Source organism: Mesorhizobium sp. 131-2-1 (assembly GCF_016756535.1).
GTDB lineage: Bacteria > Pseudomonadota > Alphaproteobacteria > Rhizobiales > Rhizobiaceae > Mesorhizobium.
Genome location: NZ_AP023247.1, coordinates 3,377,317 through 3,398,392, shown reverse-complemented (window position 1 = coordinate 3,398,392; position 21,076 = coordinate 3,377,317). Strand labels below are relative to the sequence as shown.

Below are 21,076 nucleotides of genomic sequence, written 5' to 3'. Positions count from 1 at the left end.
GTCTCCACATGGGTCGACAAGTGCCCGAACCGGCCGCGGGTGATCCAGTCGACCGACGCGTTCGTCGATGCCAATGGCATTGTCTATTCGTCCGACTACAATGCGGGCCTGGCGATCATGGAATATAGCGGGTGACAAACGCGACCATCACCCGCCGCCCCGAGCGCACCGTTACCAGCCGAAGCCCACGCACCTTGCCACAAACCGCCCCCGCCATTGCCGTCTCCGTTGCCGGCATCGAAAAGTCCTTCGGGCCGACGCATGCCCTCGCCGGCGCGGATCTTACCATCGCGCCGGGCGAGGTCGTGGCGCTGATGGGCGCCAACGGCGCCGGCAAGTCGACCCTGGTGAAGATCCTTTCTGGTTCCTACACGCCCGATGCCGGCACGATCGGCCTTGGCGGCAAGGCGGTTACCTTCGCCTCGCCCAGCGCCGCCAAGGCCGCCGGCATCGCGACGGTGCACCAGGCAACCGACCAAGCGGGGGCGGCCGGCTTGGCGGTCGCCGAGAACCTTGTGCTCGACGAGCTTTGCAGCCCTGGCGGGCGTTTTCTCGTCTCGAACAGGTCGATCCGCAGGCGCGCGCAGGAGATCGCGGCGCTGATCGATCTCGACCTGCCGCTCGATCGCGACTTCATCGACCTGCGCCCGGCGGAACGGCAGTTGATCGCCATCGCCCGCGCCGTCGCGGCGAGCGCCTCCGTGCTGATCCTCGACGAGCCGACATCGAGCCTTTCGGCCACGGAGGCTGAGCGGCTGTTCGCCGTCATCCGGCGGCTGCGCGCAAGCGGCATGGCGGTGCTCTACATTTCGCACCGACTCGGCGATCTCGCCGCGATCGCCGACCGCGCCGTTGTCATGCGCGGCGGCCGCATGGTCGGCGCCTTTGCCAGGCCGATCGACTTCCCGGCGGCGGTGGCCGCCATGATCGGCCGGCCGCTGGAAGCCGCCACCCATCGCGGCAAGGCGTCGACCGCGCCGGTGGCCCTGTCGGTCAAGGGCGCCAGGCTGGTCGCTGGCGCCGCGCCCTTCGACCTCGATCTTCGGTCGGGCGAAGTCGTTGCTATCACCGGCACGCTTGGTTCCGGCAAGAGCCGGCTGCTGCGCGCGCTGTTCGGCCTCGAAACCCTTGCCGAAGGCAAGTTCGAGCTCGATGGAAAACCCTGGCTTTCGAACGGGCCAGGACAGTCGATCGAGAACGGCGTCTTCATGGTCGCCGAGGATCGCTGGCAATCCTCGCTGCTGCCGCCGGAAGTCCCCGGCGCCTCCATCGCCGGCACGATCGCCCTGCCGCATCTCAGCCGCTGGTTCCCCGGCGGCCTGCTCCGGACCCAGCGCGAGCGCAAAGTTGCCGCCGAGGCGATCGCGCGGCTCGGCATCAAGGCGCGCGGTGGGGACGACACGCTCGACGAACTTTCCGGCGGCAACCAGCAGAAGGTCGTGCTCGCCCGCTGGCAGGCGGCGCCTTGCCGGCTGCTCCTGCTCGACGAGCCGTTCCAGGGCGTCGATGTCGGCGCTCGCGCCGACCTGATCGCCGCCATCCGCAGCAACCAGCGCGGTTCGGCGACCCTGATCGCGACCAGCGACACCGAGGAAGCGCTGGAGGTTGCCGACCGCATCCTCGTCATGCGCAACCATTCCCTTCATGCGGCCGAAGACGGCCATGGCCCGCTCACCGACCAGATCGACAAGGTCGAGGGCGAGGAGACCGCCGGGGACCCGAGATGACCAACCTGACGACAACGCATGCCGCTCCACGCCCCTCGCTTCTGCGCGAGATACGCCGGTACGCGCTCTTCGCGCTGCTCGCCCTGATGGTGGTCGGCTTCTGGCATGTGCAGCCCGCCTTCATCCGCTCGGCCAACCTGTTCTCGATCCTGCAGGCGGTTTCGGTGGTCGCGATCCTCGGCGTCGGCGTGTCGATCACCATGGCGGCGGACGGCTTCGATCTCTCGGTCGGCAGCATCGCCGCCTCCGCGGTGATGGCGGCGAGCTACGCCATGGTCGTATGGCAGATGGATGCCGCCGAAACGATGGCGCTGGTGCTGCTGATGGGCGCTTTGATCGGCCTCGCCAACGGGCTGCTGATCGTCCGCGTCGGCGTGCCGGACCTTCTCGCCACGCTCGCGACCATGTTCCTGCTCGCCGGCCTGCAGCTGATCCCGACCGGCGGCCGCTCGATCACCGCCGGCATGGTGCTTCCCGATGGCTCGACGGTTCCCGGCGCCTACGATCCGGCTTTCCTGATCCTCGGGCGCTCGCGGCTCTTCGACCTGGTTCCGCTGTCCGTCGTGGTGATGGCGCTCGTCGCGTTCCTCGCCTGGTTCCTGATGGAACGCACGCGCTGGGGTCGCGTCTTCTACGCCATCGGCGGCAACGAGACGGCCGCGCATCTCTCCGGCGCGCCGACCAAGGCCTATCGTCTCTCCGCCTATGTCATTTCGGGCACGCTGGCGTCGCTCGGCGGGCTGATCGTCGCCTCGCGCGTCGGCCGCGGCGACGTCTCGGCCGGCAATTCGCTCCTGCTCGACGCGGTCGCGGCCTCGCTGATCGGCTATGCCGTGCTCGACAAGCGCCGCCCGCATGTGATCGGCACGGTCGTCGGCGCGATCTTCGTCGGCGTGCTGCTCAACGGCCTCACCATGCTGAATGCCCCCTATTACACACAGGATTTCGTCAAGGGCGTCGTGCTGGTCGGCGCGCTGGCGGCGACCTTCGGCCTGGGAAAGAAGCGTTGAGAGCAATTCCAGAGTGTGTTGCGGTTTTCCGTCCGTAATTGCGGCGGCATATCTTCTCACCTTGGCGTCGACGGGGTTAGACTGCAAAAAAATCTCCAACCCTGTCGGCTAGGCCCACGCTCCGCCGTCCTTGATGGTAGGTATGCAAACGGGAGGAGAAAATGCCGGAAAAAGTCCTGGTCCTCATCGGCACGAAAAAAGGCGCCTTCATCACCGAGAGCGATGGCCGGCGCGGGTCGTGGAAGCTGCGCGGTCCGTTCTGCGAGCACTGGCCGATGAACCATGTCGTCGGCGACCCCGCGACCGGCGCGATCTACGGCGCCGGCGGCAACGAGTGGTTCGGTCCGGCGGTCTGGAAGTCGGACGACCTTGGCGAGACCTGGACGCATTCCAGCGAGGGCTTGGCCTACGAGGCTGGCGAGGAGCCGATCAAGGCGGTGTGGAGCCTCGCCAGGCGCAACGGCAGCCTCTATGCCGGCGTGCAGCCGGCCGGGCTGTTTCGCTCCGACGACGACGGCGCCACCTGGAGCCACATCGAGGGCCTGCAGCGTCACCCAAGCCGCAAGGACTGGAACCCGGGCGGCGCCGGCCTCATCCTCCATTCCATCGTCACGCACCCCAGGGACGAGGGGCAGATCTGGGTGGGCATCTCGTCCGCAGGCGTGTTCTACACCTGGGACGGCGGCAAGACGTGGGAGCCGCGCAACCGCGGCACCCGCGCCGACTTCCTGCCTGACGGACAGAACTATCCGGAGTTCGGCCAGTGCGTGCACTGCCTGGTGATGGCGCCCGGCAAGCCCGATCGGCTCTACCAGCAGAACCATTGCGGCATGTACCGCTCCGACGACGGCGGCAAGAACTGGCAGAGCATCGAGAAGGGCCTTCCCTCGACCTTCGGATTTCCTGCGGCCACGCATCCGCGCGACGCCGACACGCTCTTCCTTCTGCCGCTCAACGGCGACAGTGCCGGCCGCTACGTGCCGGACGCGAAGGCAGCGGTCTGGAAGACGCAGGATGCCGGCGCCACCTGGTTGGACGAGCGCAAGGGCCTGCCGCAGGAGAACTGCTACGCGGGCGTGTTGCGGCAGGCTATGGCGACCGACAGCCTCGAGCCGGCCGGCGTCTATTTCGGCACCAGCGGCGGCTCGCTTTTCGCCAGTGCCAACGAAGGCGAAAACTGGTCGGAGATCGCTCAGCATCTGCCCACGATCCTGTCCGTCGAGGCGATGGTGGTGAGCGAGTAACGCAAATGCCGAACGACACCACCCGCAGTGCGTCCCTTGTCGTCGCGCGGCTCCCGGGCGTGCTCATCGACCTGTTTCCTGGCGCGCCGCGCCGGGTCGAACTGCCGGCCTCGACCGTGAAGGAAATGATCGACGGGCTGGACGCGCGCTGGCCCGGCATGCGCGACCGAATCTGCGATTCCCGCCCTGCGATCCGCCGCCATATGAACGTCTTCGTCGATGGCGAGAGGGCGACCCTGAAAACCAGGCTCGCGCCCAACACCGAGGTCTTTATCCTGACGGCAATCAGCGGCGGTTAGGCAAGGGAGTAAAGGTAGCCCAAGCCTTTCGGCAATTTCTCCTCTCCCGCGCGGCAAGCGAGGGAGAGGAGCAATTGATCAGTTGGAAGGGATCCAACTGGCGGCGGCGGCGTCGCTCTGGCCGAAGGCGGGAAGCTTGGCGTCGAGCTCCTCGATTGTCTTGATGCCGTTCTTGCGCAGCTCTTCCTGGGTCAGCAGCACCGGCTTGACGACGATGTTGTGGCCCGGATCCTCGCCGGCGATCAGCTTGGCTGCGGCCCGCACCGAAACCGCGCCGACGACGGCCGGATTGGTGGCGGCGGTTGCGACCCACGGACTTCCTTCCGCGGTGATCTCGGTGATGTCGGCGGTGGACACGTCGGCCGAATAGATCTTCACCTTGCTCGATATGCCGAGCTCGTCGGTGGCGAGCTTCACGCCGCGCGCGAATTCGTCATAGGGCGCAAAGACGACGCTGATATCGGGATTGGCCTGGAACGCCGCCTTGGTCTGGTCGGCCGTCGACACCGCGGTCGTGTCATTGACCGTTCCCCAGCGCGCCTTCTCGACGATGCCGGGGTTGGCCTTCCTGGTCTCGTCCCAGATCTCGTTGCGGCGGTCGAGCGGCGCGAAGCCGGCGACATAGACATAACCCGCCTGGAACGATGCGCCGTTGTCCTTGAGCGCCTGGCCGAGCGCTGCCTTGGCAAGCTCGTGATCGGACTGTTCGACCTGCGGGATCGTCGGATTGTCGAGATTGACGTCGAAGGCGACGACCTTGATGCCGGCATCGAGCGCCTTCTGCGCCACATCCTTCAGCGCTTCGGGCTGGCCATGGTCGATGATGATCGCCTGCACGCCGAGATTGATCGCCTGCTCGATCTGGTCTGGGCGGCCGCGTCCTGCCGGCCGGAGAAGATCTGCAGGTCGATGTCGAGCGCCTTCGCCTGCTTCGTCGCGCCGGCCTGATAGGCCTGGAAGAAATCGCCGGCCGAGATGAAGGTGACCAGCGCCACCTTCACGCCGCCCTTGTCGAAGGGCGCCGGAGCGCCGGCGAGCCCGGCGGCGTGAGCCGCCCCGACCGGTCCGGCACAGGCAAGCAGGCTGGCGGTGAACAGTCCAAGAATAGAAGCCTTCATGAGAATTTCCCCAGGAATACGCCGGCAAGACACGTCTCCGGACCGCGGGATCGCCGCCGTCGCGCCTCGACAAGCGAATTCACGAAAGGTACTGCGGCGGCGGAACCGCCCGGAACGCAGATTTTTCTCTTTCGGGGCGCGCCATTGGCAAATGTTGCTGCTGCCCGCAGCGCTGTCAGAGGGGCGTGCGGCGCAGCTGCGCTCGGGGTCATGGCTGTTGCCGCGACCACGATCGAGCTTCCAGTCGGTCATCCCGCGAATCGCTGCATGGGCGAATCAAAAAAGAAGCCGTTCAAGGTCCCCCCTTGAACGGCCGGTCGAGTCCCCTGCTCCCCTGAAACTCTTAACTGAAGTGCTGCCGATCGTCGCGAAACGACCGCTTCTGGAGTGGTTTTGGTGTGCCACAGGCGGGGTCCGGCGGCAACGTAAACGACTTGTTAACCTTAACGTCCCCGACCCGTGAACAAGTGTTAACGATGCTGGCACGCATCCTGCTCCGCAACGCATGTAGGTCATCGGAGGGCGCCCTGTCTGTTCGCCGATGGGACATGAAAAGACAGTTTGCGCGAAAGAGCACACAATGAACCAGAACGGATCGATCACGCTGTTCCAATATTGGAACCAGCTGCGTGATGGGCGCCCTGCCCCGAAGCGTTCGGAAGTGGAGCCCGCCGACATAAAGTCGCTTTTGGCCGACACATTCATCCTGGAAAGGGATACGCGCGGCGAAGCTGTGTTCCGGTTGGCCGGCACCAGGCTTTGCGCCACCTATGGCCGCGAACTCAAGGGGTTCTCCTTCCCCTCGCTGTGGCGCGAGAAGGACCAGCGGCTCGTCTCGCGGCTGGCCCACGGCGTTTTCGAGCAGAAATCCGTGGTGCTGATCACCTATGAGGGCTTCAGCCGCAACGGCCGTTCCAACAAGTTCGAACTGCTCGCCCTGCCGCTCGACGGCGGCATCGAGAATCCGCGCTGCCTCGGCGTCATCAGCGCCGCCGAAAGACCGTTCTGGCTGGGCGCCGACCCGATCATCGACGCGCTGATCGATTCGATCCGCGTCGTCGATCCGGACAAGGAGCCGATGTTCCTGAAGAACCGGCCTGCGATCAATGTTCCCTCGCTTGTGCCGTCAGAATTCGATCCGCCAGAAACGTTTTCGGCGCTCGGCCGCTCGCGCCGCATCCGCCATCTGGTCGTGTTCGAGGGAGGGCGCGGCGAATAGCCGGATCCAGCATCCTGATCGACCGCCAAGGGTTCGGCTTTTTCCCTTTGTTAACCTGCTTTGTTGTAGATTTCCCGGTGAAATTCCTCGCATCGACGCGCGGAATGCGAACGGGGTGTAGGCAGTCATGAGGTCAACGGCGGTCGACTATGCGCCGTCCCGCGCCGAAAGGCGTAATTTTCAGCGCGTCCGCGTCAAGATCTATGGGCGCTTCATGCTGGAGGACCGCACCGAGCACCCGTGCCAGGTGATCGACATGTCACCGGGCAACGTTGCGCTTCGAACCGAGCGTGTCGGCATGCCGGGCGAGAAGGTCATCGCCTATATCGATCACATCGGCCGTGTCGAGGGCGTGGTGACCCGTACCTCGCAGGACGGCTTCGCGATGACCGTGATTGCCTCGGACCGCAAGAAGGACAAGCTCGCCGCGCAACTGACCTGGCTTGCCAACAAGCATGAGCTCGACCTGCCGGAAGACCGTCGCCACGAACGCGTCGCGCCGCGCAATCCGATGAGCGTGCTCCAGCTCACCGACGGGCGCCAGTACCAGTGCCGCATCATCGACCTGTCGCTCTCGGGTGCGGCCGTCGAGATCGACGTCAAGCCGGCGATCGGCGTGCAGATCATGCTGGGCACGATGCGCGGCCAGGTTGTGCGCCATTTCGAGGATGGCGTCGCCGTCGAATTCGCCGTCATCCAGCGGCCGGAAACCCTGGATTCCGAGTTCAACACGCCGCGCGCCTGACCAACGGCGCCCGAGACCAGCAACCGAACCGGCCCATCGCGGCCGGTTTTGTGTTTGTCGCGCCAGCGCCCGGAATTGCGCCGCGCATGACGCGGCCGGCCCGTCAAAAATCCCGGCCTTGGCAAGGGTCGTTGGAATTTTAGATCAAGCTAGTTCAAATTTTATGCTTATTCTCTTGGCGTTTTACTCAATGTCTACTTCGGGTTTTTGCGTCAAATAAATCCGCCCATGAGATGGTCTCCTCAAACGGGGAGACTAAACAATGAAGAAGACGAGGGGCAAGCTGTTGCTCATGGCAATGGCGATGCAGCTTTCCGCTTGGGCAACGGCATATGCGGGACCGGCTTTCATGCACACGGGCGGGCGCACAACGCAGCCGGTCGGCCACTACGAATTCTGCCAGAAGCTTCCGCAGGAATGCAACGAACGGACGGCGAAGCAGGCGCCGATCGAACTGACCCGTAAGCTGTGGGCGACGATCGTCAGCGTCAACAATTCCGTCAACACCAGGATCACGCCGCGCACCGACATGGAGATGTGGGGCAAGGAAGAAGTCTGGTCCTACCCCGACAACGGCCTTGGCGACTGCGAGGACTACGCGCTGGAAAAGCGCCGCGAGCTGATGAACATCGGCGTGCCGGCCGGCGACCTGCTGATGACGGTGGCGCGGCAGCCGAACGGCGACGGCCATGCGGTGCTCACCGTGCGCACCAGCCTTGGCGAGTTCATCCTCGACAATCTCCAGCCCAAGGTGCTGGCCTGGACCGACACCGACTATACCTACCTCAAGCGCCAGTCGACTGAGAATTCGGGCGTTTGGGTGACGATCAATGACGGCCGCGAGGACGCGGTCGCCAGCGTCCGCTAGGGCGCCATGCACAAAGAGATTGAGCGCATCGCATTCACGCCACGCGCTTAGGGAGAAAGCCCGGTCGAGTCCCCACCCTCCCCGTCCCCAACGACCGGGTTTTAGGAGCCGGCCCTGTCCCCGGGCCGGCTCCGCCATTTCTGGCGGTGCGCAGCAGTGGCTTTGCGCATGGGGTGATTGAGAGCAATATGGCCGATCATCGCGGATCGGTGCCATGCTGGAAATCCCCGAAGATCGGTGCGAGCGTCATCGCCTGTTCAAGGCCATCGACGACGCCTTCAAGGCCGGTGATTTCGATGCCCTCGGCACGGCCCTGGGCGGCTCGCCGCGCTGGTTAGACGAACGCATGCCGTTCGAGCTCGGGCTTGGGCACCCGCTGGAGTATGCGATCTACTGGAGCCCGCTTGCCTTCATCGCGGCGCTGGTCGAGGCGGGCTCGAACCCGAACTATGCGGACCATGCCGGCTTTCCCTCGATCATCGCGGCGCTGTCCACCGAGCGACCGGACAAGCACGAAATCGTCCGCGTCCTGATCGAGCACGGCGCGGATCCCGACATGCGCGGCGTCAACGACTGGACGCCGCTGCACTATGCGGTGGCGACGCGCGACGCTGCAGCGATCCGCCTCCTTCTGGCGGCCGGCGCGGACCCGGCGCTCAGGACCCGTATTGACGACTATGCGACGGCGCTGGAGGAAGCCGACAATGCCGGCTTTGAAGCCGGCGCCGCGCTGCTGCGCGAGGCTGTCAGCAAGCACGGTTCAAGTGGCCGGGATGGATCGTAGCCGGCGCAAACGACAATCGCCGGCGTAGGATGTCAGACTTTCTTCAGCCCGGCCTTGAAGCGCTTGCCGTTGGCGACGTAGTGCGCCGCCGAGCCGCGCAGCCTGGCGGCCGCGGCGTCGTCAAGCTCCCGCACCACGCGCGCGGGCGAGCCGACGATCAGCGAATTGTCGGGAAACACCTTGCCCTCGGTGACCAGCGCTCCGGCGCCGACCAGCGAGTTCCTGCCGATCCTCGCCCCGTTGAGCACGATGGCGCCCATGCCGATCAGGCTGTTGTCGCCGATCGTGCAGCCGTGCAGCAGCGCGCGGTGCCCGATCGTGCAGCCCTCGCCGATGGTCAGCGGAAAGCCCGGATCGGTGTGCATCACCGTATGTTCCTGCACGTTGGTCCCGGCGCCGATGGTGATCGGCTCGTTGTCGCCCCGGATGACGGCGCCGAACCAGAAGCCGGCATCGCGGCCGATGCTGATATCGCCGATCAACGTCGCGTCCGGAGCGATCCAGTTGCTGTCGGCGTCCTCGAAGCTGGGCGCCTTTCCGTCGATGGCATAGGTCGGCATTGTCCGTCTCCGAATCGTCTCACACCGGGAAGTGAGCCGACCCTAGAGCATGATCCCGAAAAGTGGGAACCGGGTTTCGGAAAAGGTCATGCTCAAACAGGTTCGAGGAGACCGGTCGCCCAGGATGCAATGGCGAGCACGACGATACCCAGCGCCAGCGCCCAGGCTATCGCGGTGCAGCCGCAGGAAATCAGCGCCAGCATGGTGATGCGGCCTTGCCTGCGGGCATCGAGCGCATCATTGGCGAGCATGAACGGGCCAGCGCATGCCGTCGCGGCCAGCGAGCGCAGTACATGCAACGGCGACACATAGGGTTCCGCGAAGGCAAGCCTGCGGCCGCAAGCCAGTTCCATCGTCGATCCCGCCGTGCCGCTGGCGGTGAGGCCGACCGCGAAAGCAAAGAGCCAAAGCTCTAAAGGACCCATCTTTACCTTCCGTTTACCATGACGTCGCACAGTCGCGTCCGACAGGCGCTGCAAGAGCCATGCCGCGCCATGTGTGCCGCCAGGGGACATCCGGGATGTCAGGCGGCCGAGGTAACGGGGAAAGCGATGAAGCAGGCGGCGACCGCCAACGGCCCGGAATTCGAGGTTGTCGACTCCACGCTGATGAAGCGGGTGTTTTATGCCTTCGCGGCGCTGGCGCTGCTGTCGGCAGCGATCAGCCTCGGCGGCAAGTGGCTGGGACGCTCGATCGCCATGGCCGGCTACACTGACGACACGACCGTCCATGAAGTCGTGATCGGCAACAATGTCATTGCCGTGCCAGCCAATTTCATTCGCTTCGAGCAGGCGCGGCGCGACGGCATCGCCTCGCGCCTCGACCTCTATTTGCGCTATCCCGAGATGGACGGCTACAGCACCGCCGCGCGCGACGATTTCAACCACAAGGGCGCACGCAAAAACATCGTCTTCCTGTCCTTCGAGCAGCAGATGATGTCGCGCGACATGAGCGGCCGCCTCGCGCCGATCTATAGCGCGCTGATCGTCCAGCCCGGCACCCCCGGGCCGGGCGGCACGACGCTTTATGGCTTCACCGAGAAGTCAGGTTATCTCAACGAGGTGCTCGCGGTTGCCACCCGCCCAGGCAAGGATCCATTCGTTGCCCGCTGCCTGAGCGGACCGAGCGCGGAGGAATCGCTGGCGCCTTGCGAGCGCGACATCCATGTCGGTGACGGCCTCAGCCTCACCTACCGCTTTCCCCGGGAATTTCTCGGCAACTGGCAGGCGCTTGATGCAGCGATCGCGGCGAAGGCCGCGCACATCCTGAAGACAGGACATTAGCCCGCTGGATTCATTGCGTATTTCCAACGGAGCCTTGACCGGGCCGCATTGAAGCAGGCCCGGCCGGCAGAGGGCTCAGCCCAGATCGATGTCGAGGATCGCCATCGAGAAATTGTAGTCGCCGTCATCCTCGTCCTTGAAGACGATGCCGAGGAATTCGTCGCCGACATAGACCTCGGCCGAATCCTCCTTGCGCGGGCGCGCCTTCACCTGGAGCTTGGGATTCTGGAAGACGCGCTTGAAATAGGCGTCCAGCTTTCTGATTTCGTCCGGCTTCAAAGTCTTCTCCGATCGTCGGGCTTGCTGGTTTGAACGCGCTTCTGGCACGCAGACAATGGCGATGTAAAGGCAAGCCGGCGACAGAACCGGAACCGCCTGGCGCGTGCGGCCGAATTCAGCCGCGCGCGGGCGTCCCGGCCTTAGATATCGAAGCTGACGACGTGATCCATCGTCTGCGACGGCAGGAGCTGGTCCATCTGCCTGGAAGGCTGGTCGCATCCGGTCTCGCCGACGACGCGCGCCGGCACGCCGGCAACCGTCTTGTTGTGCGGCACCGGCGACAGCACGACCGAACCGGCCGCGATCTTCGAGCAATGCCCGACTTCGATGTTGCCGAGGATCTTGGCGCCGGCGCCGATCAGCACGCCGCGGCGGATCTTCGGATGGCGATCGCCACCGGCCTTGCCGGTGCCGCCGAGCGTCACGCCGTGCAGGATCGAGACATCGTCCTCGATCACCGCGGTCTCACCGACGACAAGGCCGGTGGCGTGGTCGACGAAAATGCCCTTGCCGATACGGGCGGCCGGGTTGATGTCAGTCTGGAACACCGAGGAGGAGCGGCTCTGCAGGTAGAGCGCAAAATCCCGGCGGCCCTGGTTCCACAGCCAGTGCGCCAGTCTATGCGTCTGGATGGCGTGGAAGCCCTTGAAATAAAGCACCGGCATGATGAAGCGGTCGCAGGCCGGATCGCGGTCGTAATAGGCCTGGATGTCGACGCGCACCGTCGTGCTCCAATCGGGATCGTCGGCCAGCATCGCGTTAAAGGTCTGACGGATGAGGTCGGAACCGATGTCCTGATGGTCGAGGCGCTCGGCCAGCCGGTGGATCACCGCCTCTTCCAGGCTTTCCTGGTTGAGGATGGTCGAATAGAGAAACGCCGCGAGCAGCGGATCGCGGTTGACCGCTTCCATCGCCTCGTCGCGGACCGAGCGCCAGATCGGATCGACCGGCTGCACAATGCTGGGGCGGGCAATCGTAATGCTGTTCATCGACGGTCTCCGGCCTGCCGGCTATTCTCCGGCCGCACATATAGGCCAGATCATAGCAGGATTGAACTCAATTTTCCTTAGTGCTCTGTCAAATGGATTTGGTTCACGGGAATTCAAGCTGCCATGGAAAACGAACTCTTGCGGTCGACGCAGGGTCGGCCGCACCAAGTTCACTGTGATGTCAAGGCTGCATAAACGATAGCGTACACAGCCGCCGCCTAGGTTGGCAGCGGCTTGCCAGCCTGCTCCGCCACCATATACTCGGCATACCAGTCGGGCCAGTTCTCGTCCCGTTGTCCGCCAGTCCGCTTCTCGTGTTCGCCATGCGCGGCCGCCGCACGCCGCAGCGCGGCGGCAAGCTCGGCGTAAGAGGTGAATGTCGTATCGTGGGCGTCGACGCGTCCCGGCAATCGTTGGGTGATCTCCTGCAGCAGCCAGCCATTGCCGTCCGGATCGCTGAACGAAGCAAACGAGGAGTAGCTGCGCCCCTCTGGATGCCTGCCGCTAAGCGATGGCTGCCCGGGGCCAGCGCGATGGTATACTTCGCTAGCCTCGACCCCGCGCGCCACGAGTTCGGCGCGCGCAGCGTCGATATCGGACACGATGAGATAAAGCACCTTTGCCGAGCCGGGCGCGGCTGATGTGATGCCGGTGCCGAAGTGGATCGAGCACGGCGAACCTGGAGGCGTGAACTGCACGACCCGAAACCTATCGCCGACTGCGAAGTCGGCGTCGAGCCTCCAACCCAGACCGCCATAGAAACGCTTGGCCCGATCGACGTCCGAAACAGGAATGACGACGGCCTCCAGCTTCATGTCGATGGTGCTTGCTCTCGAGGCCTCCATTGCAGGCCCGCTGCGTGGCTGGGTACTGGTCATGCCAACCTCCTTGGGTTTGAGTGCCCTGAGAAAGGCAGCTTCCCGCCGTGATGCGTTTTGGTCAACCAGGTGTCGGTGAGGTCTGCAGGCGACTTGTCAGGGGTCGACTTGCGTCGCACCGGTTCACGGCGTCAGATACCAGAAGGGTGAGACGGCCATGGAAAACGATGCCTTGATCGACCAAACGCTGAAGGGTGAGCTTTCAGCGCTCTATCAGGCGGCGGACCGCCACTATCATAACCTCGTCCATATCGAGGCGATGCTGGCGCTTGCGGCGGACTATGGGCGCCTGCTCCATGACCGGCAAGCCGTAGTGGCGGCGATCTGGTTCCACGATGCAATCTACAACAGCCGGGCCAAGGACAATGAGGCACGAAGCGCCGCCCTTGCCGAGCAAAAGCTTGCCAGCCGCATCGATGCCGGGCGCCTCGGCCGCATCGCCGCGATGATCCTCGCCACCGCCACGCACGAAGTGCCGCGCTCCGACGACGAGGATCTCGTCAGCGACGCGGCACTCATGCTCGACATGGACCTCGCGATCCTGGGTGCGGCGCCGGAGACCTTCGATGCCTACGAGCGCGCCGTGCGCCAGGAATATCAATGGGTCGAGGAGCCGATGTGGCGCGCCGGCCGCGGCGCGGTGCTGAAGAGTTTCCTTACCCGCCCGCATATCTTCCACACCGACGAGTTCCGGCAACGGTTCGAACCCCAGGCCAGGCAGAACCTTGCGCGATCGCTGCAAGCGCTCGAAGCCTGAGAAGGCACAACAAGCCGCCATGCAGGCCGGCCTCGCCTCAATCTCGGCACGCCTTAGTCCGGAAAGGTCTCCGTCCGCTCGTCATACTGTTTGAAGCCGGCGCGTCTGTAGACCGACTGCGCATTGGGATGGTCATAGGTGTCGGTGTGCAGCCAGAGCCTTTCGGGCCGATAGGACCAGACCGCGCGAAGCGACCGGTCAAGCAGGAAGGGCCCGAGCCTGCGGCCCTGGAAAGTCGGCACGAGCCCGAAATGAACCAGTTCGACGACGGATTGGCCAACGCCGTTGAATTCGCACAGGCCGGCCGCCTCGCCGTCGACGCGCAGGACCTGGATATGCGTCGCCGGACTGGCGAGCAGCCGTGAAAGCTCGCGTGGCTCCATGCGCAGCCGCTGATCCCACTGCACCGGTTCGCCGACGGCGCGGTAGAGGCTGACATAGCTGACGATATCGAGCGTTTCCCGCTCCACCGTCGCGCCCGCCACCGGAACAGCGAAGGCCTCGCCGGGTGGCGGCTCGGTCATCTCCATGTAGGTGACGAGAAGGTCGACCATGGCATTCGCGAAATTGGATTCGAGGAAGAGATTTGCGGCGGCCGTGCCACCGGCTCAGAGCGGGTTTTCGGCGTAGAACTCCAGCACGCGCTGCTTGAAGCTTTTGTCGCCGACGGCCAGCATATGGTCGCGGCCCTCGATGTGGAACGCCCTGGCGTTCGGCATCAGTGCAGCCAGTTCGTCCGGCGAGCCGCCAATATCGTCCTTGGTGCCGACGGCGATCAAGGTCGGCTGGGAAATCCGCGCCATGTCGTCTTCGCTGAGCAATTCGCGCGACTTGGCGATGCAGGCGGCGAGCGCCCGGCGGTCGCTGCGCGTCTGGTCGGCGAAGGCGCGAAACGAGCGGCCACGCGGATGCGTCGTCGCCGCCGGATCTTCAGCAAGAAGTGCGGCTGCGATCGGATCCCAGTCGCCGACACCGTCGACCATGCCGACGCCAAGGCCGCCGAAGACGAGTGTCGCCACCTTGTCCGGGTCGGACAGCGCCAGGAACGCCGAGATGCGCGCGCCCATCGAATAGCCCATCACATGGGCCCGTTCGATACCGAGATGATCGAGCAAGGCAGCCCCGTCGGAGGCCATCTTGGCCGGTGTGTAGTCGGCCTCGTCATAGCTTTTCGACGACGCGCCATGACCACGATTGTCGAAGGCAATGGCACGATAGCCGGCATCGTTCAGCGTCTTGAACCAGCCGGGCGACACCCAGTTGACGTTGTGGCTGGAGGCAAAGCCGTGGATCATCAGCACCGGATCGCCGTGGCCCGATGCCGGCTGGCGATCGAGGTAGGCAAGGTCTAAACCGTCATGCGGGAAAAACTGCATCGGCACAGGTCCGGATTGTTCAGTTGGGATTGGCGCTCGGCGCGTCGCCCTTGTCAGGCGCTGGGTTGGCCGGTCCCGGCGCCGTGCCGATTGCCGGATGCCGCAGCAGGTCGCCATCCGCGATACCGTCCCTGGCGGCGGTGCCGGCCTTGAGCTCAAGCACGAAGCGCACCGGTTCACCGGGCGAAATGATCGCCTCCGACTGCGGCTCGCCCTGCCTGATCGCGCGGATCCTGCCGTCCTGGCCGACAAAGATCAGGTCGAGCGGCATCGGCGTGTTCTTCATCCAGAAGGTCAGGTCCCTGGACTCCTCGAACACGAACAGCATGCCGTGATCGTCGGCCATGTCCTGGCGGAACATCAGGCCCGCCTCGCGCTCATTGGATGTGTCGGCGATCTCGATCGAAAAGGAGCGTTCGCCCGATTTCGTCACCGCGACCAGCGGCGTCGGGTCGACAGGCAGGATCATGGCCTGGCCATCGGCCGACGTCGGCCGCTGAGAATAGAAATAGGCGGCCGCCGCGACGACCAAAGCCATCGCGACGCAGACCGCGCCGGCCGTCAGCCAGTTCCTGTGAAGCATGCAAAACCCTCGGCTGGGCGTCGCCCTAGGATGTGTTGAGATTCAGGTCAGGCCGAGCCGAAAATCGTGGCTTCCGAGAACCGGAGCGGAGCGTACCCAAAGTACGTGAGCACCGGAAGCGCAGGAAGCCGCCGTTTGCAGGCCGGCATCACCTGAATATCAACACAGCTTAGTGCGAGACCGGCAAGGTGCCCATATCCGGGTGAATTTCGGCAGCCATAAGGCCTTTGTCACCGCGACCGAAGCGAACCAGCACGACCTGGCCGGGCCTGAGCTCGGTGATGCCGTAGCGCCGCAGCGTCTCCATGTGCACGAAAATATCCTCGGTGCCCTCGCCCCGGGTCAGGAAGCCGAATCCCTTGGTGCGGTTGAACCACTTCACCAGCGCCCGCTCGAGCCCGCTCTCCGGCGTCACGGCGACATGGGTGCGCTGCTCCTGCATCTCGGCCGGGTGGACCGCGGTGCTGGCATCCATGGAAAGAACGCGGAAGGCCTGCAGGCCGCGCTCGCCCTGCTTGACCAGGCAAACGACGCGAGCGCCTTCCAGCGCAGTCTGGAACCCGTCCTTTCGAAGGCAAGTCACATGGAGGAGGATATCGCCGGAGACACCATCGTCCGGAAGAATGAAACCGTAGCCCTTGGCCACGTCGAACCATTTGATCGCGCCGGCGATTTCGACAAGGTCGGCACCTTCGCCGCCGCTGTCGCGCTTCAAGGCGCCGTCAAGGCTTCCGTCCCGCCCCGTAAAAGAGGCCTTTTCCCCCATAAGAATGCCCCCTTTTTTCAACACAACCGCAACTGATTCTTGACATCAGATTAACACCGCGGCTTCCGGTGTGTGCAAGACCTGACGTGCCTTTTTTCACCGTTGAACACTGGAATACCTCATTTGTCGTTTGCCGGCGCGGTCGTAGCAGCCGCCATGGCGTCTCAAATCGAGCCACCGGCCCCTCCGTCTCCACCTTGGGGCATCGGATTCGCGCCTTTGCCCTGGCGTTCCGCCGATTGCCCTTTGGCCAGGTCGCCCCTATGTTCCGCCGCAACGCAACGCCCGGAGAAAAGTCCCATGCGCTATCTGCACACCATGGTACGCATCGCCAACATCGATGCCTCGCTCGACTTCTACTGCAACAAGCTCGGCTTGAAGGAAGTGCGCCGCTACGAGAATGAGCAAGGGCGCTACACGCTGATCTTCCTTGCCGCCTCGCAAGACGAGAAGAGCGGCGTCGCGGAGAAGGCGCCGCTGGTCGAATTGACCTACAATTGGGACCCGGAGGACTACAAGGGCGGCCGCAATTTCGGCCACCTCGCCTATGAGGTCGACGACATCTATGCCACCTGCCAGCATCTGATGGACAGTGGCGTCACCATCAACCGGCCGCCGCGCGACGGCAACATGGCCTTCATCCGCTCGCCGGACGGCATCTCGATCGAGCTGCTGCAGAAAGGCCCGGCCAAGGCCAAGGCGGAACCCTGGGCATCGATGCCGAACACCGGCAGCTGGTAGGCGTTTCACCAATCGCACGGCGATTTTACCGCCAAGCTATGGCGCTTCGCCAGACGGCTCCTATCTATGCGCTCATGACGCCAGCTTCACGAGGCTGGCGTTTTGTTGACCCGCCGGGAGAAATTCATCCATGCCGACCAGCCGCGCCGATGTCGCCACCGAACATGCCAGCCGCTACCTGCAGCAACTCTGCAAGCACTGGGCGCACAAGTTTCCGGTCGAGTTCGACCCGAACCACGGCGCCATCGACCTGACGTCGCTGGGACGCACGGTTCTGGAGGCCGACGCCAAGGCACTGCACATCGCCGTGGCTGCCGACGATGCGACCTCGCTCGAAAGGCTGGAAACGGTCGTCGCCGACCACATCAAGCGCTTTGCCTTCCGCGAGGAACTGGCCTTCGACTGGCAGAAGGCCGCCTAAGCCGAGGCATCAAGCACTCGCCTTGTCCGCCATCTCGAGCAGCGCCAGCACCGAACGCCAGTTGCGCGCGGTGCCCGGCACTTTCAGGGTGCGTGAAATGAGATTGGCGAACACCGATTTGCCGAGCCCGTCCGGCGCATGCAGGTAAAGCACGTCGCCTTTGACCTCGAAGCGTTCCGGACCGGCGCATTTTTCGGCAAGCCGCGCCACCTCCTCGACGGTCGGCTCCCGCTCCAGCACATAGGCGTGCAGCCTGGTCGGATCGTCGGAGACCTCCGGATAGGGATTTTCCTTCACCAGCCGCTCGAACCAGCCGGCATCGCGCACCATGATGCGCGAATGGAACCCCCATTGCTTCTCGAAGGCGGCCTCCAGCCTTTTCGTCAAGCCGGCCGCGTCGCCCCTTCCTGACCGGAACACGACGTTGCCGCTCTGCACATAGCTGGCCACATCGGAAAAGCCGAGTTCCTCGAAGAAGCTCCGCAGCTCCGCCATCTTGACGATGCGGTTGCCGCCGACATTGATGCCGGAAAACAGCGCGACGAAGACGGCCCCTTTCCCGCTCATATGATGAACCCGGCCAGCGTCTCATTGTCGGTGATGTCCTGGTACTGCACGCCCTCGGCGTCGAAATTCGCTTTCAGCAGATCGAAATTGCGCCGGTCCTTGGTCTCGATGCCGATCAGCACCGAGCCGAAATTGCGCGCCGATTTCTTCAGATATTCGAAGCGGGCAATGTCGTCGTCCGGCCCCAGCATTTCGAGGAAGTCGCGCAAGGCGCCGGGCCGCTGCGGAAAGCGGATGATGAAATACTTCTTCAGTCCCTCGAAGCGCAGCGCCCGCTCCTTCACATCGGGCAGACGCTCGAAGTCAAAATTGCCACCCGAAACCACCGCGACAATGGTCTTGCCCCTGATCTCCTTGCGCGAAAAATCCTTGAGCGCATCGATGGCCAGCGCGCCGGCGGGCTCCAGCACCACGCCTTCGACGTTGAGCATCTCGATCATCGTCGCGCAGAGCCTGTTTTCCGGGATCAGGCGCACCGCGTCGGCGGGGAATTCTCTCAGATGCCGCAGCGGCTCGCGGCCGATCTCGGCCACCGCCGCGCCGTCGACAAAATTGTCGACCTTGGAGAGCTTGATCCGCTTGCCGGTGGTGAGGCTCTCGCTGAGGCTCGGCGCGCCCGCCGGCTCGCAAAAGACAAAACGCGCCTCGCGGTGCTGGTCGGCGAAGTAGTGCGTCACGCCGGCGGCGAGCCCACCGCCGCCGACCGGCAGCATGACAATGTCGGGCATGCGCGCGCCAGGCATCTGGTCCGCGATCTCATAGGCGACGGTCGCCTGTCCTTCGATGATGTCCTTGTGGTCGAAGGGCGGCACCATATGCGCGCCGGCGCTTTCCACGAATTCGAAGGCGGCGCGGTAGCAATCGTCGAAGAAATCGCCGATCAGCCTGATCTCGACGAAGTCGCCGCCGAACAGCCGCGTCTTGTCGATCTTCTGCTGGGGCGTGGTCACCGGCATGAAGACCACGCCCTTCTTGCCGAAATGGCGGCAGACGAAGGCGAAGCCCTGCGCGTGATTGCCGGCAGAGGCGCAGACGAACAGCTCGGCATTGTTGCCGGCGGCAAGCGTCTTGCGGAAGAAATTGAAGGCGCCGCGGATCTTGTAGGAGCGCACCGGCGTCAGGTCTTCGCGTTTCAGGAGCACCCGCGCGCCGGTCTTCTTCGACAGATAGTCGTTTTCCTGCAGCGGCGTTTCCGGGAAGATCTGGCGAATGGCGGCGGCGGCGGTGGCAACGCGAGAAGAGAAACTGTTCATGGCAAGATCGTCCCAAAGCGCGCTGGGCAGGTTGATCTAAGCCTATTGCACATCCGGCCCCGCAAGGCCATTGTCCGCCGGCCATCAGCCCCGCTACGGGCATTCCCGGTATTTGCAAGCACTTGGAGGCGTTTGTTCATGCCTGTCGCGTCGGTTGCCCTGAAAACCGTATCGCTGCCCGAATTCGGCGAGCCGACGGTGATGCCGCTCATTCCACGCGCCACTTACGAGGCGCGCATCGAAGCCTTGGTGGCGCGGGGCGCGAAGGCCGGCCTTGATGCCTTCGTCGTCTACGGTGACCGCGAGCACGCCGCCAACGTCGCCTATCTCTCAGGCTACGACCCCCGTTTCGAGGAGACGCTGCTGGTCATCGTTCCCGGCAGGGAAGCAAAACTGCTGGTCGGCAATGAGGGCTGGGGCTATGCCGAACTCTGCCACGGACCCTACGAACGCGTCCTCTACCAGACCTTTTCGCTGCCGGCGCAGCCGCGCGACCGTTCCGACGCGCTGCCGGACATCCTGACCGCTTGCGGGCTGAGGTCCGGCCACCGGATCGGCGCCATAGGCTGGAAGTCGTTCGGCGCCGGCGATGCCGGCTTTGGCGAGGCGACGCTCGACCTGCCCTCCTTCATCGCCGACACGTTGCGCGCGCTTGCCGGCGCCAACGGCGCGGTCCGGAATGCTGCCGATCTCCTGATGAACCCTGCCGACGGCCTGCGCGCGATCAACGAGGCCGATCAGCTTGCAGCCTTCGAATTCGCCGCGACCTTCTCCTCGCAGGGCCTGCGCAACGTGCTCCACGGCATCGAGCCCGGCATGACCGAACTGCAGGCGGCGCGGCTGATGGGCATCAACGGCCTGCCGCAATGCTGCCACCCGATGCTGTCCGCAGGCAGGCGCGCGCCCTATGGGCTGCCCAGCCCCCGTCTCGACGTCATCAAGCGCGGCGACCCGATCACCATGGCCTATGGCATCCAGGGGTCGCTCAACGCCCGCGCCGGATTCCTGGTCGAGAGCGCCGCCGAGCTGCCGCAAGGCATAAGCGATTACATCGAAAGGCTGGTGGCGCCTTATTTTTCCGCTGCCGTCGACTGGTACGAGACCATCGGCATCGGTGTCGCCGGCGGCGCGCTGTGGAAGGCGGTGCATGAGCGCATCGGCGATCCGTTCTTCGGCGTCTCGCTCAATCCCGGCCATCTCATCCATATCGACGAATGGATGCATTCGCCGGTGTTTTCCGGTTCCGACATCGAACTGAAATCGGGGATGGCGCTGCAGGTCGACATCATCCCGGCGACCGGCACCGACTATTTCACCACCAACATCGAGGACGGCATCGCGCTCGCCGACGCGCCGCTGCGCGAGGAGATCGCCGCGCGCTATCCCGAAGCATGGCGCCGCATCGAGGCGCGCCGCGCCTTCATGGGCGATGTGCTCGGCATCCGGCTGAAGCCGGAGGTGCTGCCCTTCTCCAACATCCCCGCCTTCCTGCCGCCGTTCTGGCTTTCGCGCAACAGTGCGATGGCCGTCGCCGGGCGCTGATCACATTTCGGCTGGACACGACTTACTTCCGCCGCACTTCGGCTGTCCGGGAGATGTCGCGGAGGGT

At 64.5% G+C, this 21,076-nt stretch carries 24 protein-coding genes and 1 pseudogene; 13 read left to right on the top strand and 12 right to left on the bottom strand.

Going from position 1 to position 21,076, the window contains the following annotated elements:
* The first annotated feature begins 215 nt into the window (after positions 1–215).
* The 4 genes from JG743_RS16330 (at position 216) to JG743_RS16315 (ending at position 4,280) form a co-directional block, all read left to right on the top strand.
* Positions 216–1,727 (top strand): sugar ABC transporter ATP-binding protein, encoded by a 1,512-nt coding sequence (locus tag JG743_RS16330; protein ID WP_446720912.1) that lies wholly within the window; start codon positions 216–218, stop codon positions 1,725–1,727.
* Positions 1,724–2,737, top strand: a complete 1,014-nt coding sequence (locus JG743_RS16325) for an ABC transporter permease (protein WP_202302321.1) — start codon at positions 1,724–1,726, stop codon at positions 2,735–2,737. The genes JG743_RS16330 and JG743_RS16325 overlap by 4 nt, the downstream gene beginning before the upstream one ends.
* A gap of 161 nt (positions 2,738–2,898) precedes the next feature.
* Positions 2,899–3,981: a WD40/YVTN/BNR-like repeat-containing protein gene (locus tag JG743_RS16320; RefSeq protein ID WP_202302319.1), complete on the top strand. Its 1,083-nt coding sequence runs from the start codon at positions 2,899–2,901 to the stop codon at positions 3,979–3,981.
* 5 nt (positions 3,982–3,986) lie between these two features.
* On the top strand, positions 3,987–4,280 hold the full coding sequence (locus JG743_RS16315) for a MoaD/ThiS family protein (RefSeq protein ID WP_202302317.1): 294 nt from the start codon (positions 3,987–3,989) through the stop codon (positions 4,278–4,280).
* A 78-nt stretch (positions 4,281–4,358) separates the two neighbouring features.
* Here JG743_RS16315 and JG743_RS16310 read toward each other — a convergent pair.
* Positions 4,359–5,398 (bottom strand): annotated as a pseudogene (locus JG743_RS16310) (substrate-binding domain-containing protein).
* A gap of 580 nt (positions 5,399–5,978) precedes the next feature.
* On the opposite strand from JG743_RS16310, the gene JG743_RS16305 reads away from it, so the two are divergent.
* The 4 genes from JG743_RS16305 (at position 5,979) to JG743_RS16290 (ending at position 9,014) form a co-directional block, all read left to right on the top strand.
* The gene (locus tag JG743_RS16305; RefSeq protein WP_202302315.1) at positions 5,979–6,617 is read left to right on the top strand and encodes a PAS domain-containing protein; all 639 of its coding nucleotides are present in this window, start codon (positions 5,979–5,981) and stop codon (positions 6,615–6,617) included.
* A 127-nt stretch (positions 6,618–6,744) separates the two neighbouring features.
* On the top strand, positions 6,745–7,362 hold the full coding sequence (locus JG743_RS16300; RefSeq protein ID WP_202302313.1) for a PilZ domain-containing protein: 618 nt from the start codon (positions 6,745–6,747) through the stop codon (positions 7,360–7,362).
* Positions 7,363–7,624: 262 nt separating this feature from the next.
* A complete protein-coding gene (locus tag JG743_RS16295; protein ID WP_202302311.1) occupies positions 7,625–8,230 on the top strand; it encodes a transglutaminase-like cysteine peptidase in 606 nt (201 codons plus the stop codon).
* A gap of 214 nt (positions 8,231–8,444) precedes the next feature.
* Positions 8,445–9,014 carry an ankyrin repeat domain-containing protein gene (locus JG743_RS16290; RefSeq protein WP_202302309.1) on the top strand — a complete coding sequence of 190 codons (570 nt, stop codon included), beginning with the start codon at positions 8,445–8,447 and terminating at the stop codon, positions 9,012–9,014.
* A 32-nt stretch (positions 9,015–9,046) separates the two neighbouring features.
* Here the strand turns inward: JG743_RS16290 and JG743_RS16285 are convergent, their stop codons facing one another.
* Entirely contained in the window at positions 9,047–9,574 is a 528-nt protein-coding gene (locus JG743_RS16285; RefSeq protein WP_202302306.1) for a gamma carbonic anhydrase family protein, read from the bottom strand.
* Positions 9,575–9,666: 92 nt separating this feature from the next.
* A complete protein-coding gene (locus tag JG743_RS16280; protein WP_202302304.1) occupies positions 9,667–9,999 on the bottom strand; it encodes a DUF6949 family protein in 333 nt (110 codons plus the stop codon).
* Between the two features lie 126 nt (positions 10,000–10,125).
* On the opposite strand from JG743_RS16280, the gene JG743_RS16275 reads away from it, so the two are divergent.
* The gene (locus JG743_RS16275) at positions 10,126–10,857 is read left to right on the top strand and encodes a hypothetical protein (RefSeq protein WP_202302302.1); all 732 of its coding nucleotides are present in this window, start codon (positions 10,126–10,128) and stop codon (positions 10,855–10,857) included.
* Between the two features lie 75 nt (positions 10,858–10,932).
* On the opposite strand, the gene JG743_RS16270 is transcribed toward JG743_RS16275, so the two are convergent.
* The 3 genes from JG743_RS16270 to JG743_RS16260 all read right to left on the bottom strand — a co-directional run bounded on the left by JG743_RS16270 (position 10,933) and on the right by JG743_RS16260 (position 13,003).
* Positions 10,933–11,136 (bottom strand): DUF3126 family protein, encoded by a 204-nt coding sequence (locus JG743_RS16270; RefSeq protein ID WP_042644432.1) that lies wholly within the window; start codon positions 11,134–11,136, stop codon positions 10,933–10,935.
* A 140-nt stretch (positions 11,137–11,276) separates the two neighbouring features.
* Positions 11,277–12,125, bottom strand: coding sequence for a serine O-acetyltransferase (gene cysE, locus JG743_RS16265; RefSeq protein ID WP_127400492.1), 849 nt, complete (start codon positions 12,123–12,125; stop codon positions 11,277–11,279).
* 218 nt (positions 12,126–12,343) lie between these two features.
* Positions 12,344–13,003: a VOC family protein gene (locus tag JG743_RS16260; RefSeq protein ID WP_446720895.1), complete on the bottom strand. Its 660-nt coding sequence runs from the start codon at positions 13,001–13,003 to the stop codon at positions 12,344–12,346.
* A gap of 157 nt (positions 13,004–13,160) precedes the next feature.
* On the opposite strand from JG743_RS16260, the gene JG743_RS16255 reads away from it, so the two are divergent.
* Positions 13,161–13,760: an HD domain-containing protein gene (locus JG743_RS16255; protein WP_202302300.1), complete on the top strand. Its 600-nt coding sequence runs from the start codon at positions 13,161–13,163 to the stop codon at positions 13,758–13,760.
* Between the two features lie 53 nt (positions 13,761–13,813).
* On the opposite strand, the gene JG743_RS16250 is transcribed toward JG743_RS16255, so the two are convergent.
* The 4 genes from JG743_RS16250 to JG743_RS16235 form a co-directional block, all read right to left on the bottom strand.
* Positions 13,814–14,314 (bottom strand): GNAT family N-acetyltransferase, encoded by a 501-nt coding sequence (locus JG743_RS16250; RefSeq protein WP_202302298.1) that lies wholly within the window; start codon positions 14,312–14,314, stop codon positions 13,814–13,816.
* Positions 14,315–14,368: 54 nt separating this feature from the next.
* Positions 14,369–15,136, bottom strand: coding sequence for an alpha/beta fold hydrolase (locus tag JG743_RS16245; RefSeq protein ID WP_202302296.1), 768 nt, complete (start codon positions 15,134–15,136; stop codon positions 14,369–14,371).
* Between the two features lie 19 nt (positions 15,137–15,155).
* Positions 15,156–15,719, bottom strand: a complete 564-nt coding sequence (locus JG743_RS16240) for a DUF192 domain-containing protein (RefSeq protein ID WP_202302294.1) — start codon at positions 15,717–15,719, stop codon at positions 15,156–15,158.
* Positions 15,720–15,888: 169 nt separating this feature from the next.
* On the bottom strand, positions 15,889–16,485 hold the full coding sequence (locus JG743_RS16235; RefSeq protein WP_202302292.1) for a cold-shock protein: 597 nt from the start codon (positions 16,483–16,485) through the stop codon (positions 15,889–15,891).
* A gap of 300 nt (positions 16,486–16,785) precedes the next feature.
* Between JG743_RS16235 and JG743_RS16230 the strand changes: the two genes are divergently transcribed.
* Positions 16,786–17,226: a VOC family protein gene (locus tag JG743_RS16230; RefSeq protein ID WP_202302290.1), complete on the top strand. Its 441-nt coding sequence runs from the start codon at positions 16,786–16,788 to the stop codon at positions 17,224–17,226.
* Positions 17,227–17,356: 130 nt separating this feature from the next.
* A complete protein-coding gene (locus JG743_RS16225; protein WP_202302288.1) occupies positions 17,357–17,647 on the top strand; it encodes a DUF2218 domain-containing protein in 291 nt (96 codons plus the stop codon).
* A 9-nt stretch (positions 17,648–17,656) separates the two neighbouring features.
* Here the strand turns inward: JG743_RS16225 and JG743_RS16220 are convergent, their stop codons facing one another.
* Together JG743_RS16220 and ilvA are read right to left on the bottom strand one after the other, a co-directional pair.
* Positions 17,657–18,214: a DUF1697 domain-containing protein gene (locus JG743_RS16220; RefSeq protein WP_202302286.1), complete on the bottom strand. Its 558-nt coding sequence runs from the start codon at positions 18,212–18,214 to the stop codon at positions 17,657–17,659.
* Complete coding sequence (gene ilvA / locus JG743_RS16215) at positions 18,211–19,467, bottom strand: threonine ammonia-lyase IlvA (RefSeq protein WP_202302284.1); 1,257 nt, start codon at positions 19,465–19,467, stop codon at positions 18,211–18,213. The genes JG743_RS16220 and ilvA overlap by 4 nt, the downstream gene beginning before the upstream one ends.
* Before the next feature lie 138 nt (positions 19,468–19,605).
* On the opposite strand from ilvA, the gene JG743_RS16210 reads away from it, so the two are divergent.
* Positions 19,606–21,009, top strand: a complete 1,404-nt coding sequence (locus tag JG743_RS16210; protein ID WP_202302282.1) for an aminopeptidase P family N-terminal domain-containing protein — start codon at positions 19,606–19,608, stop codon at positions 21,007–21,009.
* Positions 21,010–21,076 lie beyond the last annotated feature (67 nt).

Bases quoted from the DNA above. Each gene is read 5' to 3' on its own strand.
- JG743_RS16320 (WP_202302319.1), top strand. From the start codon at position 2,899: ATGCCGGAAAAAGTCCTGGTCCTCATCGGCACGAAAAAAGGCGCCTTC.
- JG743_RS16290 (WP_202302309.1), top strand. From the start codon at position 8,445: ATGCTGGAAATCCCCGAAGATCGGTGCGAGCGTCATCGCCTGTTCAAG.
- JG743_RS16285 (WP_202302306.1), bottom strand. From the start codon at position 9,574: ATGCCGACCTATGCCATCGACGGAAAGGCGCCCAGCTTCGAGGACGCC.
- JG743_RS16220 (WP_202302286.1), bottom strand. From the start codon at position 18,214: ATGAGCGGGAAAGGGGCCGTCTTCGTCGCGCTGTTTTCCGGCATCAAT.
- JG743_RS16315 (WP_202302317.1), top strand. From the start codon at position 3,987: ATGCCGAACGACACCACCCGCAGTGCGTCCCTTGTCGTCGCGCGGCTC.
- JG743_RS16300 (WP_202302313.1), top strand. From the start codon at position 6,745: ATGAGGTCAACGGCGGTCGACTATGCGCCGTCCCGCGCCGAAAGGCGT.
- JG743_RS16250 (WP_202302298.1), bottom strand. From the start codon at position 14,314: ATGGTCGACCTTCTCGTCACCTACATGGAGATGACCGAGCCGCCACCC.
- JG743_RS16295 (WP_202302311.1), top strand. From the start codon at position 7,625: ATGAAGAAGACGAGGGGCAAGCTGTTGCTCATGGCAATGGCGATGCAG.
- JG743_RS16325 (WP_202302321.1), top strand. From the start codon at position 1,724: ATGACCAACCTGACGACAACGCATGCCGCTCCACGCCCCTCGCTTCTG.
- JG743_RS16245 (WP_202302296.1), bottom strand. From the start codon at position 15,136: ATGCAGTTTTTCCCGCATGACGGTTTAGACCTTGCCTACCTCGATCGC.
- JG743_RS16210 (WP_202302282.1), top strand. From the start codon at position 19,606: ATGCCTGTCGCGTCGGTTGCCCTGAAAACCGTATCGCTGCCCGAATTC.
- JG743_RS16260 (WP_446720895.1), bottom strand. From the start codon at position 13,003: ATGACCAGTACCCAGCCACGCAGCGGGCCTGCAATGGAGGCCTCGAGA.
- JG743_RS16280 (WP_202302304.1), bottom strand. From the start codon at position 9,999: ATGGGTCCTTTAGAGCTTTGGCTCTTTGCTTTCGCGGTCGGCCTCACC.
- JG743_RS16230 (WP_202302290.1), top strand. From the start codon at position 16,786: ATGCGCTATCTGCACACCATGGTACGCATCGCCAACATCGATGCCTCG.
- JG743_RS16275 (WP_202302302.1), top strand. From the start codon at position 10,126: ATGAAGCAGGCGGCGACCGCCAACGGCCCGGAATTCGAGGTTGTCGAC.
- JG743_RS16255 (WP_202302300.1), top strand. From the start codon at position 13,161: ATGGAAAACGATGCCTTGATCGACCAAACGCTGAAGGGTGAGCTTTCA.
- JG743_RS16235 (WP_202302292.1), bottom strand. From the start codon at position 16,485: ATGGGGGAAAAGGCCTCTTTTACGGGGCGGGACGGAAGCCTTGACGGC.
- cysE (WP_127400492.1), bottom strand. From the start codon at position 12,125: ATGAACAGCATTACGATTGCCCGCCCCAGCATTGTGCAGCCGGTCGAT.
- JG743_RS16240 (WP_202302294.1), bottom strand. From the start codon at position 15,719: ATGCTTCACAGGAACTGGCTGACGGCCGGCGCGGTCTGCGTCGCGATG.
- ilvA (WP_202302284.1), bottom strand. From the start codon at position 19,467: ATGAACAGTTTCTCTTCTCGCGTTGCCACCGCCGCCGCCGCCATTCGC.
- JG743_RS16305 (WP_202302315.1), top strand. From the start codon at position 5,979: ATGAACCAGAACGGATCGATCACGCTGTTCCAATATTGGAACCAGCTG.
- JG743_RS16225 (WP_202302288.1), top strand. From the start codon at position 17,357: ATGCCGACCAGCCGCGCCGATGTCGCCACCGAACATGCCAGCCGCTAC.